Annotated in this window: 14 protein-coding genes and 2 tRNA genes; 8 read left to right on the top strand and 8 right to left on the bottom strand. The window is 63.0% G+C overall.

Annotated elements, in window-relative coordinates:
• The 4 genes from MHX66_RS10285 to MHX66_RS10270 all read left to right on the top strand — a co-directional run.
• A partial coding sequence (locus tag MHX66_RS10285; protein ID WP_239202836.1) for an MBL fold metallo-hydrolase occupies positions 1-538 on the top strand: 538 nt, incomplete at its 5' end.
• A 77-nt stretch (positions 539-615) separates the two neighbouring features.
• Positions 616-1,386, top strand: a complete 771-nt coding sequence (gene rph / locus MHX66_RS10280; RefSeq protein WP_239202835.1) for a ribonuclease PH — start codon at positions 616-618, stop codon at positions 1,384-1,386.
• Positions 1,387-1,448: 62 nt separating this feature from the next.
• Positions 1,449-2,102 (top strand): non-canonical purine NTP pyrophosphatase, encoded by a 654-nt coding sequence (locus MHX66_RS10275; protein WP_239202832.1) that lies wholly within the window; start codon positions 1,449-1,451, stop codon positions 2,100-2,102.
• Between the two features lie 182 nt (positions 2,103-2,284).
• Positions 2,285-3,679, top strand: a complete 1,395-nt coding sequence (locus tag MHX66_RS10270) for an amidohydrolase (RefSeq protein ID WP_239202830.1) — start codon at positions 2,285-2,287, stop codon at positions 3,677-3,679.
• Positions 3,680-3,751: 72 nt separating this feature from the next.
• Here MHX66_RS10270 and MHX66_RS10265 read toward each other — a convergent pair whose 3' ends face one another.
• Together MHX66_RS10265 and MHX66_RS10260 are read right to left on the bottom strand one after the other, a co-directional pair.
• Positions 3,752-4,117 carry a DUF3817 domain-containing protein gene (locus MHX66_RS10265; protein WP_239202829.1) on the bottom strand — a complete coding sequence of 122 codons (366 nt, stop codon included), beginning with the start codon at positions 4,115-4,117 and terminating at the stop codon, positions 3,752-3,754.
• 3 nt (positions 4,118-4,120) lie between these two features.
• Positions 4,121-4,564, bottom strand: coding sequence for a hypothetical protein (locus tag MHX66_RS10260; RefSeq protein WP_239202826.1), 444 nt, complete (start codon positions 4,562-4,564; stop codon positions 4,121-4,123).
• A 101-nt stretch (positions 4,565-4,665) separates the two neighbouring features.
• Between MHX66_RS10260 and MHX66_RS10255 the strand changes: the two genes are divergently transcribed.
• Positions 4,666-4,747, top strand: a tRNA-Leu gene (locus MHX66_RS10255).
• Positions 4,748-4,847: 100 nt separating this feature from the next.
• Here MHX66_RS10255 and bcp read toward each other — a convergent pair.
• Entirely contained in the window at positions 4,848-5,339 is a 492-nt protein-coding gene (gene bcp, locus MHX66_RS10250; RefSeq protein WP_239202824.1) for a thioredoxin-dependent thiol peroxidase, read from the bottom strand.
• A gap of 166 nt (positions 5,340-5,505) precedes the next feature.
• Here bcp and MHX66_RS10245 point away from each other — a divergent pair, with 166 nt between their 5' ends.
• Complete coding sequence (locus MHX66_RS10245; RefSeq protein ID WP_011273177.1) at positions 5,506-5,784, top strand: DUF3618 domain-containing protein; 279 nt, start codon at positions 5,506-5,508, stop codon at positions 5,782-5,784.
• A 10-nt stretch (positions 5,785-5,794) separates the two neighbouring features.
• Positions 5,795-7,000, top strand: coding sequence for an AbrB family transcriptional regulator (locus MHX66_RS10240; protein ID WP_239202822.1), 1,206 nt, complete (start codon positions 5,795-5,797; stop codon positions 6,998-7,000).
• 91 nt (positions 7,001-7,091) lie between these two features.
• Here MHX66_RS10240 and MHX66_RS10235 read toward each other — a convergent pair whose 3' ends face one another.
• The 4 genes from MHX66_RS10235 to MHX66_RS10220 all read right to left on the bottom strand — a co-directional run bounded on the left by MHX66_RS10235 (position 7,092) and on the right by MHX66_RS10220 (position 9,615).
• Positions 7,092-8,168, bottom strand: coding sequence for an LLM class flavin-dependent oxidoreductase (locus MHX66_RS10235; protein ID WP_239202820.1), 1,077 nt, complete (start codon positions 8,166-8,168; stop codon positions 7,092-7,094).
• Between the two features lie 286 nt (positions 8,169-8,454).
• Entirely contained in the window at positions 8,455-9,201 is a 747-nt protein-coding gene (locus tag MHX66_RS10230) for a hypothetical protein (protein ID WP_239202818.1), read from the bottom strand.
• 5 nt (positions 9,202-9,206) lie between these two features.
• Positions 9,207-9,398, bottom strand: a complete 192-nt coding sequence (locus MHX66_RS10225) for a hypothetical protein (protein ID WP_035005397.1) — start codon at positions 9,396-9,398, stop codon at positions 9,207-9,209.
• 144 nt (positions 9,399-9,542) lie between these two features.
• A tRNA-Lys gene (locus MHX66_RS10220) sits at positions 9,543-9,615 on the bottom strand.
• 422 nt (positions 9,616-10,037) lie between these two features.
• On the opposite strand from MHX66_RS10220, the gene MHX66_RS10215 reads away from it, so the two are divergent.
• Positions 10,038-11,234: an Ig-like domain-containing protein gene (locus tag MHX66_RS10215; RefSeq protein ID WP_239202816.1), complete on the top strand. Its 1,197-nt coding sequence runs from the start codon at positions 10,038-10,040 to the stop codon at positions 11,232-11,234.
• Positions 11,235-11,292: 58 nt separating this feature from the next.
• Here MHX66_RS10215 and MHX66_RS10210 read toward each other — a convergent pair whose 3' ends face one another.
• Complete coding sequence (locus tag MHX66_RS10210; RefSeq protein WP_239202815.1) at positions 11,293-12,279, bottom strand: squalene/phytoene synthase family protein; 987 nt, start codon at positions 12,277-12,279, stop codon at positions 11,293-11,295.
• Between the last annotated feature and the right edge of the window lie 294 nt (positions 12,280-12,573).

Below are 12,573 nucleotides of genomic sequence, written 5' to 3'. Positions count from 1 at the left end.
CCACCAACTATTCGGCCCCACCATCGCCCACCGCCACCTCTCCGCCGCCGGCGCCGACGCACCCGAGCGCCCCGACGACTTCACCGACACCTTCGACATCAACGTCTATAAGGTAGGCGAGGGTCTTTTTGACGCCACCACGTACCCAGCCCACCCCATCGGCCCATTCACCCTCTACGCCGCCACCGCCGTACACCCCACAGAGGCCTACCTGCTGCGCGTGGAAGACAACGCAGGCAACTCCCTGGTGTACTCCGGGGATACTGCCTGGACCGACAACCTGGCCCACATCGCAGCGGGAGCGGACGTATTCATCTGTGAAGCCACCTGGGGTGAAAATGCAGAAGGCCAGCCCAGCGGTATGCATATCTCCGGCGAAGACGCAGGCCGTGCAGCACAGGCAGCAGGCGTGGGCAAGCTCGTGCTCACACACATCCCGCCGTGGGGCGACGCAGACGCAGCGGTCCGCGGCGCGGCCCGCCACTACGGCGGCGAGATCCTCGTCGCCCGCCCGGGCATGCGCCTAACCGTCGGCTAGGCACCCAAGCACCGGCGAACCGAATGCGCAACCGTCGGCGGGTAGCCTGTCCGCGGCGGCTAGTAAACTTAAGCCCCATGACGGAAACTAACGTAGAAAACACCTCCAACGCAGGCGGCAACTTCACCCGCGCCGACGGGCGTGCTACCAACGATCTGCGCCCGGTGCGCATCACCCGCGGATTCACCAGCAACCCCGCAGGCAGCGTGCTGGTGGAGTTCGGCAACACCCGAGTCATGTGCACCGCCAGCGTGGAAGAAGGCGTGCCGCGCTTCAAGAAGGATTCCGGCGAAGGCTGGCTGACCGCCGAGTACGCGATGCTGCCGGCCTCTACCCACGAGCGCATGCCACGTGAATCCATGAAGGGCAAGGTCAAGGGCCGCACCCAGGAGATCTCCCGCCTCGTCGGCCGCGCGCTGCGCGCCGCCGTGGACCTGAAGGAACTGGGGGAGAACACCGTCAATATCGACTGCGACGTTCTGCAGGCCGACGGCGGCACCCGCACCGCAGCCATCACCGGCGCCTACGTGGCCCTGGCTGATGCGCTAGCCGTGCTGCAAGCTAGGGGCGTCGTACCAGGGCAACCGCTTCGCGCGCCCGTCGCCGCAGTATCCGTGGGCATCATCGACGGAGTGCCGTGCCTCGACCTGCCGTATGAAGAAGACTCGCGGGCGGACGTGGACATGAACGTGGCGATGACGGCCGAGGGTCGCTTTGTGGAAATCCAGGGAACCGGTGAAAACGCGGAGTTCACTCGCGAGGAACTGAACACCCTGCTGGATCTGGCCGAAGGCGGCCTACGTGAGCTCATTGAGGCGCAGCGGGCGGCGCTGGCGCAGGAACTCTAGAGGCCAGCGCTGGAACTTTAAGGCAGCAGAAGCAAACGCGACAAGAGAAGGGGAGTGGCACCGTGCGGGTACTGGTGGCCTCAAGGAACAAGAAGAAGCTGGCGGAGCTGAATCGCATGCTGGAGGCGGCGAACGTGACCGGCATCGAGCTCGTCGGGTTGGGGGACGTGCCGGAATACCCGGAGACCCCGGAGACCGGCGCGACGTTCGTGGATAACGCGCGGATTAAGACCAACGATGGCGTGCGCCGCACCGGCCTGCCGACGATCGCTGACGATTCCGGGCTGGCCGTCGACGCGCTGAATGGCATGCCAGGTGTGCTGAGCGCCCGGTGGTCCGGCGGCCACGGCGACGACAAGGCCAACAACGACCTGTTGCTGGCGCAGATGGGTGACGTGCCGGACGAGCGACGCGGGGCGCACTTCGTATCCTCCTGCGTGCTGCAACTGCCCGCCGAAGTCGCGGCAGAGCGCGGCATGGAGGCCGAGTACGCAGTGGAAGGGCGCTGGAACGGCCGAGTACTGCGCGCCGAGCAGGGCGAGGACGGCTTCGGCTACGACCCGCTGTTCGCCCCCGACGAGCTACCGGAAGGCCAGGAAGAAGAGTTGGCGGGCAAGTCCGCAGGCGAGCTGACGGCGGAGCAGAAGGATGCCGTCTCCCACCGTGGCAAAGCTCTACGCCAGCTAGTGGAGATCTTGGCGCAACTAGCGGATTAATGTGGCAGGGCTGGCGCCCAGCACGCCTGCCTCTAAGCACGGCGCCTAGCGCGCCGCCCCGTATCCGTGTCAGCACGCCGCAGAGTTAGGCGCCGGTCGCGTGCAACCCACGTATGATAGGGCAAGGTACAAGCCCGAACAGGTAATCCGCAGAACAACAAACCAGCGAAAGGATTCCCCGCGTGACCGCCCCCGGCACAGACAGCGACCAGGCCACTTTTAACCCCACAAGCCCCAGCGGCATCGTGGCCGGGTCGCAGGCCGACCTCAGCTGGATGGAAGACGTGTACAAGTTCTTTCACCAGCACCCCGAACTCTCGGGAGCGGAGGAAGTCACCGCGCAGCGGATCGCCAAGGAGCTGGAGAACTTCCCGGACTGGGAAGTCACCACAAACATCGGCGGCTATGGCATCACCGCCGTGTTGGAAAACGGCGACGGGCCGACAGTGCTGATGCGCGCCGACTTCGACGGCCTGCCCGTCGCGGAGAAAACCGGCGTGGACTACGCCTCTACGTACTCTCAACTCAACGCATCCGGCGAGCGCGTGGCAACGATGCATGCCTGCGGCCACGACCAGCACACCACCAGCCTGCTGGGAGCCATGCGAATCCTGACGGAAGAACGGACCCGCTGGTCCGGCACGGTGGTGGCACTGTTCCAGCCGGCCGAAGAGGCGTCCATCGGCGCGCACAAGATGGTCTCCGACGGTTTGGGCGGCATCATCCCCCGACCCGACGTCTGCCTGGCGCAACACATCGTCGCCGGCCCGGCGGGCCAGGTGTACTCCGCACCCGGCCCTGTGATGACGTCCTCCACCACCATCGAAATCACCCTCCACGGCCGCGGCGCCCACGCCTCCATGCCGCACCGTTCCGTAGACCCGGTGGTGCTGGCGGCCTCGACGGTGATGAAGCTGCAGACGATCGTCTCCCGCGAAGTCCCGCCGAATAAGTTCGCCGTGATTACCGTTGCCTCGGTGGAGGCCGGCAAGGCGAACAACGTGATCCCCGACTCCGCGAAGATCTCCCTATCCTGCCGCTTCTACGACGAAGAGCTGCGCCAGAAGTGCGTGGATGCCATCAAGCGCGTGGTGCGCGCCGAGGCACTGGCCGCGGGTGCCGACCGCGAGCCGGACTTCAAGTTCGTCGGTTTGCTTGGCGCAACCGACAACGCCCCCGAGGTCTACGACGTTGTCCGCCCCCACTTCGATCACACCTTCGGCGAGGATTCCCTAGAAATGGAGCCCTGGACCGCCTCCGAGGACTTCTCCGTGATCCCAAAGTCCTTCGGCTGCCCCTACATGCTTTGGACCATCGGCATCACCCCGCGCCGCCAGTGGCAGCGCGCCGAGTCCGCCGGGCGGTTGGACATCGACATCCCCACCAACCACAACCCGGGCTTCCTGCCGGATCTATCAACCCTGCAGGTCTCCACGCGCGCGGCGGCTGTTGCGATCCTGGCCTGCCTGCAATCCGAGTGGGAGAAGCCGGAGGCTGAGCCGCACGCGATGGGCGCGCCCGTGCCTACCGATGAGGAGATCGATGCAGTCGCAGTGGAAACCTCGCTGGTCGAGTAGCTGCGCCGCTGCGCTCAGCGTTCGGCGCCGCGCTGCCCCAACGCTGCCGCGTCGCAGCGCCAGCGCGCGCCATTAGTCCAGCTGGAAGGCGGCCTTAACCTCGTCGCGGCGCCTCTTCTCCACAATGAAGCTCAAGAAAGGCACCACGCCAGCCAGCATCGTGGTGACCCACTTCGATGGCTCCCAACGCGCCTTCGTACCCAGGTCCAGGCAGGAAATCACGTACACCATAAACACCAAGCCGTGCGCCGGGCCGATGTAGCTAAACCACTCCGGCGCGTTCTCGCTGCCCAGGATCAGATACTTAACAATCATCTCCACCAGCAGAATCAGCAGCCAAATACCCGTAACCACTGCCGCCACGGAGTAAAACCTCAGCGACTTCGCCACGCGCGCCTGGCGCTCCGGGTGAATAGCAGGGGTCTGCTCGTTGGTCATTGCTTAGTGCCCTTTCTGGTCGTTGTTCTTGCGCTCGTTATTTTTGGACGCCCTCATGCGCGCCCGCTTGCGCCTATCATCTACCCAAATATCCTCAGTCTCTTCGGCACGCTCTTCGGCCTGCAGGAAGTCTTCCGGCACCTCGGTGATCTCATCGGTCGGCAGGGTAGGGGCTGCTGGGGCTTCGTCTCCCAGTAGGCGCTCCTTTTCGTACTGGATGTACTTGCGGTATGCCACGACGAAGAAGATGCCGAAGATCGGCCACTGGATGGCATAACCCAGGTTCTGGAAGCTGCCGCCGTTGGACTGCCAACGATCCCACTGCCACCACGCCAGCAGGAGGGTGGCGATGACCGCCAGGATGAGGAAGATGATTTGGATGATGCGAACGCGCAGCGGAAACGGGTGGGCAGGTGCCTTACCGTCATTGTCTGAGTGTTCGTTCACACTGCAACATTCTACCTGTACTGCCTGTTCCACCTAATTTCTTTTCACGCCGGATCGCTTGCTAGCATGAAGGGGGAAACGCGGTTGTCCGCGTTCTTTTTGCGCCTGTGGCGGAATTGGCAGACGCGCTGGATTTAGGTTCCAGTGTCTTATGACGTGGGAGTTCAAGTCTCCCCAGGCGCACAAATTTTTTCAGCCCCGCAGCACAGCCCGCCTGTGTCGCGGGGCTGTGTGTTAGTTGCAAGGCTGTGCTGGGGCGCGCGTGCATACGCACGCGCGGGCGCTACAGCTCCTTGGCGATGCGCGCGACGTGGCCAGTGGCCTTTACGTTGTACTTCGCCACGGCGATCTTGCCTTCCTCGTCAATGACGAACGTGGAGCGGATCACGCCCTGCACGACCTTCCCGTAGTTCTTCTTCTCCCCGAATGCGCCATAGCTCTCCATGACGGACTTGTCGGCGTCCGAAAGAAGGGGGAAGGTCAGTTCGTACTTATCGCGGAACTTCTCCAGAGCCTCCACCTTGTCGGGAGAGATACCGACCACGTCCACGCCCTGACCGTTGAGCTCGGTGAGGGAATCGCGGAAATCGCAGGCCTCGGTGGTGCAGCCGGGAGTATCGGCCTTGGGGTAGAAGTACACGATGACCTTGCGGCCCGCGTAGTCCGCCAGGCTCACGTTCTTGCCGGAATCGCTGGGCAGGCTGAACTCCGGTGCCTTGTCGCCGACCTCAAGTCGGATGGGCTGGTTTGCGGTGGTGTTGCTGTTATCAGTCATGCATTCCACCCTAGCGAAAGCGCCGGCACGCACGCGTGGGAGCGCCGACGCACCACAATGCACGCACATGCCCGGGTGTCAATACACCCTAGCGAAAGCGCCGGAGGGTGCGATCATTTACAATGTTCAGGTAGCACTTAAACGTTCGAATAAGGGAGAAACTTCCGTGGCCCGTAGCATCGATGCCATCCAGCGCGACATTGAACGCACCCGCAACCAGCTGGGACGGACGCTGGAGGAGCTGTCCGTCCGTGCGGATCCGAAGAACCTGGCGGATGACGCTCGCGGCCAGGCCGTGAACACCCTCAAGGAGCCGAAGGTGCAGATGGTCATCGGCGGCGTAGTCGCCGGTGTTGTCCTGCTGACCGCGTTGGCCGTTGGCTCTAAGCGCAAGGAAAAGAAGCAGATCAAGGAAATCCAGCGCCTGCTGGCTGCAACCCGCTAAGCGGGTAGCGTTGCCCGACTCAGACTCACTGCCTGGCGAAACCATACGCACCACCAGGCCGGGCGGGTTCCAACTACCCAGCCCCGCGAAGCTGGCAACGCTGGCTCTGCTGACCGTCCTTTCGATCGCCGCAGGTTTCGCCTGCGAAGCGGTGGGAGTGCCCGCCGCCTGGATCTTTTCCTTCCTGATCGTCTTCGGCGTCTACGCCATCTTCAGCGACCGCCAGGTCAGCCCGCCCAAGAAGGCGATGATCCCCTCCCAGGTGATCATCGCCCTTTTGTGTTCCTCGCCCCTGACCACCATCGACCTCGGCACGATTGTCTCCTATGCCGGGCCGACGGCCATGTCGCTGATCGTCACGCTGGCGGTCTGCCTGCTGGCCTCCTGGCTGCTGGTGCGCATCCACCGGGTTGGCCCGGCCACGTCGGTGCTGGCCACGCTCGCAGGCGGCGCCAGCGCGATGGTGATGCTCTCCCGGGAGCTCAACGCGGACACGCGCTTTGTCACCCTCACCCAGTACCTGCGCGTATCCATTATCGTCCTCACACTTCCCGGGCTGGTCACGCTGCTCGGCCGCTTCGAGGGCGACGAGGCAGATGCGGCTGAGGGGGCGTCAACAGGAAAAGAAAGCCTCCTCGACGGCCTGCAGACGAACTGGCAGGGCATAGTAGGCGCGGTGGTCGTGGGGCTGGCCGTGTGGGCGTTTACGCGGGCGACGGCGCGGTGGTTCAGCATCAGCTCTCCCTACCTGCTGCTGAGCATCGCGTTCGCCATGATCGGCGTGATGGTGTTCAATGTGCCGCACGAGTTCATCGCGCCGAACGGGTTGCTGGAGAAGCTGGCGTACGCGCTCGTCGGCGTGCAGGCCGGCGGCACCCTCACCAAGGGCGCACTGCGGCAATTCGTGAAGGCCCTGCCCGTGATCCTGGGCGTGATCGCCCTGATGATCGCCAGCTCTATCGGCACGGCCTTCGCCATCGCTGGCCTGTGGGACTTTAAGGTTCTGGACGCCTACCTCGCCACCGTGCCGGGCGGCATCTACGCAGTTCTCGCATTTGCGCACGACGCTGGCAGCCAGCCGATCGTCACGGTCATTCAAGTGATGCGCATGATCGCCATGCTGGTGGTGGGAGCTTACGCGCCGCAGATCATCCGGTGGGTGTTCGGCGCGGGTGCGGCCGACGGGCGGCCGGAGCCGCGCGAAACGCAGCGCTAGCAGGACGCGCTAGGGGGGAGCTGGCGTTAGGGTGTGCTGCGGTCCGCGCACATCGGGGAGCGCCAGGAGAGCGGGCCTGATGGCCTAGTGGTTAGCGCTGGGCGGGGGAGAGTGAGGCGGCGTCCGCAAGAATCTTCATCGACCGCAGTGACTCAGCCGTCGACGGCGACTGCAGAGAGACCATGAGCTCGTCGGCTTGAGCGTGCGCACGGAACTCTTCGAGGTAACGGCGGACAACATCGCCCGTGCCGACGGCGGAGTAGCGCAGCATATCCAGGATCTGCTGGCCGGCGGGGGAATCGATGAGCATGTCCAGCTCCTCCTCCGTCAGGCTGCGGCCGCGGCCGGCCATGACGCGCACGCGGGTGCGGCAGACTTGACGGAACTGCTCCTCGGCTTCCTCCTGCGTGTCGGCGGCGGTGACGTTGACCGCGGCGATGACGTAGGGCTCCGAGTGGGCTTCCGAGGGCTGGTAGTTATCGCGGTACACCTGCACCGCCTGCGTGAGGGCAGCGGGCGCGAAGTGGCTGGCGAAGCTATACGGCAGGCCCAGGTGCGCGGCCAGCTGCGCGCCGAACAGAGAGGAGCCGAGGATGTACAGAGGCACCCTCGTGCCCATGCCCGGCACGGCCTCCACGCCGGGGATCTTCGACGGGCCGTTGAGGTAGCCGTAGAGCTCGGCGACATCCTGCGGGAACGTCTCCGCAGCGGAAGGCTCGCGGCGCAGGGCGCGCAGGGTCATCTGGTCGGTGCCGGGGGCGCGGCCGAGGCCCAGGTCAATGCGGCCCGGGTGTAGCTCCGCGAGGGTGCCGAACTGCTCGGCGATGACCAGCGGGGCGTGGTTCGGGAGCATGACGCCACCCGCGCCCAGGTTGATAGTGGAAGTCTTCGCCGCAATGTGAGCGATGAGGACCGCGGGGGCGGAGCTGGCGATGGACTTCATGTTGTGGTGCTCGGAGTACCAGATGCGCTCGAATCCGAGCCTTTCGGCCTGCTGGGCCCACTGGACGGAGCGGTCGAAGGCGTCCGCCGGGCGTTCGCCCTTGAAGACGGTGGCGAAGTCGAGGAGGCTCAGCGGGGTGAGGGAGTTTGCGTTTGCCGAGGTTTCCTCGTTCGCTGGGGTGTTGTCGTCCACCGGGGTGTTTCCGTTCGCCGTCGTGTCCGTCATGGTGGGGTTGATGCCTCCTGGTTGGGGTTTGCGGGCCTGCACTGCTTTCGGCGCTGAGTGACTTATGTTGTCGGTGCGCTTGCGTTCTTAACTAACGATAGCCGCTCTGTCAGGGCGGATATTCCCGCTGGAGGAGGAGCGCATGTTTCGGTTGGGTGGGGAGGAGCGGCGCGAGCGGGTCGATTCCGGCGGAAACTACCCCGCAGAGGCCGACGACCGCCTGGCGCAAGAGGGCAAATGTCCCAAATCTTCCACTCTACTTTTATAACCATTCTGTTTGTGCTGGTCAGGAGCTTTTGACAGAACCGTCAAATCGCCCGAAATCTCGAAAGTGGAAGATTTGGGACATTCGGCTCTTTAACCGTTTCCATAGCGGATACCGGGCAGGTGGCTTCACTTTGTACCCTTGCTGTTCCAAGAGCTTGATGGCAAGGTCCGGGTTCTTGCGGATCACGGTCTCCGCCTGTTTTGACAGGTATCGGTTTCTGCCTCGTGCTATGTGCTGTTGCCAACCGTCATGCGTCGGCGCATTGAATTCGTTGGCAAGAAGCTCAATCACATCTTCAAGGCAGACGCGAAAACGCTCATCTCCCATCGGATAATGAATATCTTGCTGTTGAGCCGCGGCATCATACCTTCCTGCTCTAGCAAGTAAGAGGCCAAGGGGGACTGAGTCGGAATGAAACTGGAAGTGGCTGGCAGGCTTGTTACGAGAATTTCTGTCGTACTCGAAGCGAACTACCGGGCGATACTTTTGGCCAGACTGGTACTGAACTTTGAAGGTGCTTGACTCTATCGCCAGATGTTTCTTTGTTGAATTAGTGCATAGGCGAAATTCGCAGGCTAACTGCAGCTTTTTACTGTTTGAGCGGCCAATCTCAAGCTGCTTCGAACGTTTGAATACCGCCCTGAGTTTTTCCTCGTTGATCTCGAAAGTATTAGCCGTGATCTCCCCTACGAGGGTCACGTCGAGGAGAGTAGCGATTTCTTGCGCGAACTCCGTGGCTTGTTCCTCGAAAGTCGCGCGATCCAATGTGATTAGCCTTCAATCAGCCAAGTGAGGGACTCGTAGCGATCTAAAAGGTCAGCTTCTTTGACGTCAAGCGCATCTGCTGCGCGAAGGCGACGTAGGCCATCCACGCCGAGGGGACCCATCTGCTTCACAACCTTGGTACGTTCAGCACGCAGCTCGGCGCTGGTATGGGTGCGCGGAGTTAATGGCGTGGCCATGATCTCTCCAATCGTTGTGTGCGAACGGTGTATCTGAAGTATATAACGCAGAGGCGACAACAGGGCGCGACTGTTGAAGTCGATGAAGCGAAAGCAAAACCCTCGCCCGTTGGATAAGATTCCAAGCGAACGAGGGGTGAAGTGTGGGCTATCAGGGACTCGAACCCCGAACCCGCTGATTAAGAGTCAGCTGCTCTGCCAATTGAGCTAATAGCCCGCGTTATTCGAAGCGCTGCGCGCCTCGGCAACGTGGAAAACTTTATACCCAGGTGGCCTAACAATACAAATCGCCTGGTCAGAATGGGTAAATTGATGCGTGCTGAAGGTGCCATTTGCGGCTGCCCGACGCTTTTCCAAGCACGCCCCATCCCCAGTGGGTGCCCCGCGTGGACGTCCCGCAGGCGCGCCCCATGCCCAGTGGGCGCCCCGCGCGCGGCGCCTGGTAAGAGTCCCGCATCCGCTGCACGCATGCCCCGCGCAGTGGCGCCGCCGGGCGGCTCGCCGGAAACTCCACACCGTTTATAACGTTTACGCTACGAACTGCCGGAACGCGCCGAAATGACTAACGCTCCCCTGTAGCCAAGCGATATGGTTTAGGACAGTCACTTTTACACACCTTCCCCTTTCTTGGAGTTAGTCTTGCGCAACACCAAGGTTTTCGGAAAAACCTTTTCACGGACCACTGCGGCGTCCTTAAGCATCGCCCTAGCCGCCTTCACCGCATCGTGCACAATCGACCGCGACAGCGACGAACCGCAGATCAGCTCCAACGCCTCGACCGGTGAGAATGAGAAGAAGGAAGAAAACAAGCTGACCTCCAACGTGAAGGACGGTGACACCGAGGTCGACGTCACCGAGCACGTGCAGGTCAAGGGCGACAAGAAGATCGACAAGGTCTCGCTGACCAACGACGCAGGTGAGGAAGTAAAGGGTAAGTTCAACGAGGATAAGACCGAGTGGACTGTCCCCACCAAGCTCGGCTACTCGCGCACCTACACCCTCACCGCGAAGTCCGGCGACCAGAAGCTCGAGCAGACCTTCACCACCATGACCCCCGGTATGACACTCAACGGTGCCCTGGCCCCGCTTGACGGGTCGACCGTGGGCATCGGCCAAACCATCTCTCTTCGTTTTGACGCTCCCGTGGAAGACCGCAAGGCAGTGGAAGACGCCATCACCGTGGAGACCACGCCGAAGGTGGAAGGAGCTTTCTACTGGATCACGGCCCAGGAAGTGCGCTGGCGCCCAGAGAAGTACTGGAAGCCCGGCACCAAGGTCAACGTGAAGGCCAACCTGTACGGCACGAAGATCGGCGAAGGCGTGTACGGCGGCGAAGACCGCAGCGCGAAGTTCACCATCGGCGATGCGATGCGTGCCATCGTGGACGACAGCACCAAGATGATGACCATCAAGAAGAACGGCAAGACCGTACAGACCATGCCGGTCTCCCTCGGCCGGGACTACCAGTACCCGACGCCGAACGGCACGTACATCGTCGGCGACCAGTTCGAGTACCTGACCATGGACTCCTCGACGTTCGGCCTGACGGGCGCGGGATCTTACGTGACGGACGTGCAGTACGCGACGCAGATGAGCTACTCCGGTATCTACATCCACGCTGCGCCGTGGAGCGTGTACGCCCAGGGCAACACCAACACCTCGCACGGGTGTGTGAACGTGAGCGTGGAGAACGCCGCCTGGGTATTTAACAACATGAAGCGCGGCGACATCGTCGAGGTGAAGAACACGCAGGGTGAGACCCTGAACGGCTCTGATGGTCTGGGCGACTGGAACATCCCGTGGAAGACCTGGAAGGCCGGCAACACGGAGGGGTAGCTAGCGCTGGTGCTGCTGGCTAGCGTGACCCGGCGCGGTGCTGCCTAGCCTGCGCTGCCTAGCGCAGGCGCGCGGCGCGGGGGGCGGCGCGCGCGATGATCTTCGCTTTCTCGGCTCGCGGCACTCGCACGCGGGCCGTTTTCAGTTGCTCGACGGGGGTGCGATCCAGCCGCTCGTTCAGCGCGGCGAACAGGTCGTGCGCGCCGAGCACGCCCACGCGGGCCGCCAGCGGCAGCAAAGCCATGGTGGCGTGTGCCTGGGCGAGTTCTGCGCGGATCTCGGCAACCAGCTCGGCCTTCGACTCCCCGGTGAGTTTCGGCAGGTAGGAGCGGTGCAGCCCGACCGTATCCTCCTGGTAGTCCCGCAGGAAATTCACCTTCTGGAAGGCGCTGCCCAGCGCGTAGGCGCCCTGGTCGGTGCGGGAGCGCTGCTCCGGGGTCAGCGGGCGGCCGGCCTGCTCGGCGTGCCTGGCGAACACCGCGTTGCACATCCACCCGATCACGCCCGCGGATCCGTGCACGTAGTCGGCAAGTGGCAAGGGGTTGGAGCTGGGGGCGTCCGAACGCATGGACGCGAAGAAGTCCACCGTCCAGGATCGTTCGAACCCCGCCCAGCGCGCGGTGGTGGCGAATGCGTGCGCGATGGGGTCGGTGCTGAAGCCGGTCTCTAGCGCCGTGAGGGTGGTCTGTTCGTATTCGTTGAGGGTCTTTGTGACGCCGCAGGCCGGCACGCCCAGCGCCTCAGCCGTACCGTCGACGATTTCATCCGCGATGCGGGCGAGGGCGTAGATGTTGCGGATGTGCAGCTTGATCGTGGGCGCGAGGAGTTCACTGGCCAGGTAGAAGCTGGTGGAGTAGTGGCGGATGATGCGGGAGGCCGCGGCGGTGGAGGCCTGCGTGTACAGCGCGCCGGGGTCGTCGTGGATGCTGGCGGAGGGGTGTGCGGTAGCGCTGGCGCTGGTGCGCGTGGTGACGGTGGCGCTGCGGTGTGTGGTGGCGCTGGCGCTGGGGCGTGTGCGAAAGGGGAGTTTGGGCAGGCGGGCCATGGTGATTAATGCTAGTCCACGGGGGTTCAGAGGCTGGGGAGTGCCCTGAGGGAGCCCAAATGTCCCAAATCTTCCACTCTACTTTTATATCTATTATGTTTGCGCTGGTAATGGCGTTTTGACATATTCGTCAAAACCGAAAAAACCTCGAAAGTGGAAGATTTGGGACATTCGAGAGTGTCCGATTGTTTGTGTGCGGGGGCTTGGTTTACAAGTACTCCGCGAATCGGTCTGGGTATGCCACAGCTAGTTGGTTGATGGCTTGTTTCCAGCCATTGGCCTTCGCTCCTTCAA

Origin of the sequence: Corynebacterium sp. ACRPH, assembly GCF_022347285.1 — a bacterium.
Classification (GTDB): domain Bacteria; phylum Actinomycetota; class Actinomycetes; order Mycobacteriales; family Mycobacteriaceae; genus Corynebacterium.
This window is presented reverse-complemented; position numbering and strand designations above follow the sequence as displayed.

Excerpts from the sequence above, each read along its gene's own strand:
- rph (WP_239202835.1), top strand. The coding sequence starts at position 616 with ATGACGGAAACTAACGTAGAAAACACCTCCAACGCAGGCGGCAACTTC.
- MHX66_RS10265 (WP_239202829.1), bottom strand. The coding sequence starts at position 4,117 with ATGACCAACGAGCAGACCCCTGCTATTCACCCGGAGCGCCAGGCGCGC.
- bcp (WP_239202824.1), bottom strand. The coding sequence starts at position 5,339 with ATGACTGATAACAGCAACACCACCGCAAACCAGCCCATCCGACTTGAG.
- MHX66_RS10235 (WP_239202820.1), bottom strand. The coding sequence starts at position 8,168 with ATGACGGACACGACGGCGAACGGAAACACCCCGGTGGACGACAACACC.
- MHX66_RS10225 (WP_035005397.1), bottom strand. The coding sequence starts at position 9,398 with ATGGCCACGCCATTAACTCCGCGCACCCATACCAGCGCCGAGCTGCGT.
- MHX66_RS10210 (WP_239202815.1), bottom strand. The coding sequence starts at position 12,279 with ATGGCCCGCCTGCCCAAACTCCCCTTTCGCACACGCCCCAGCGCCAGC.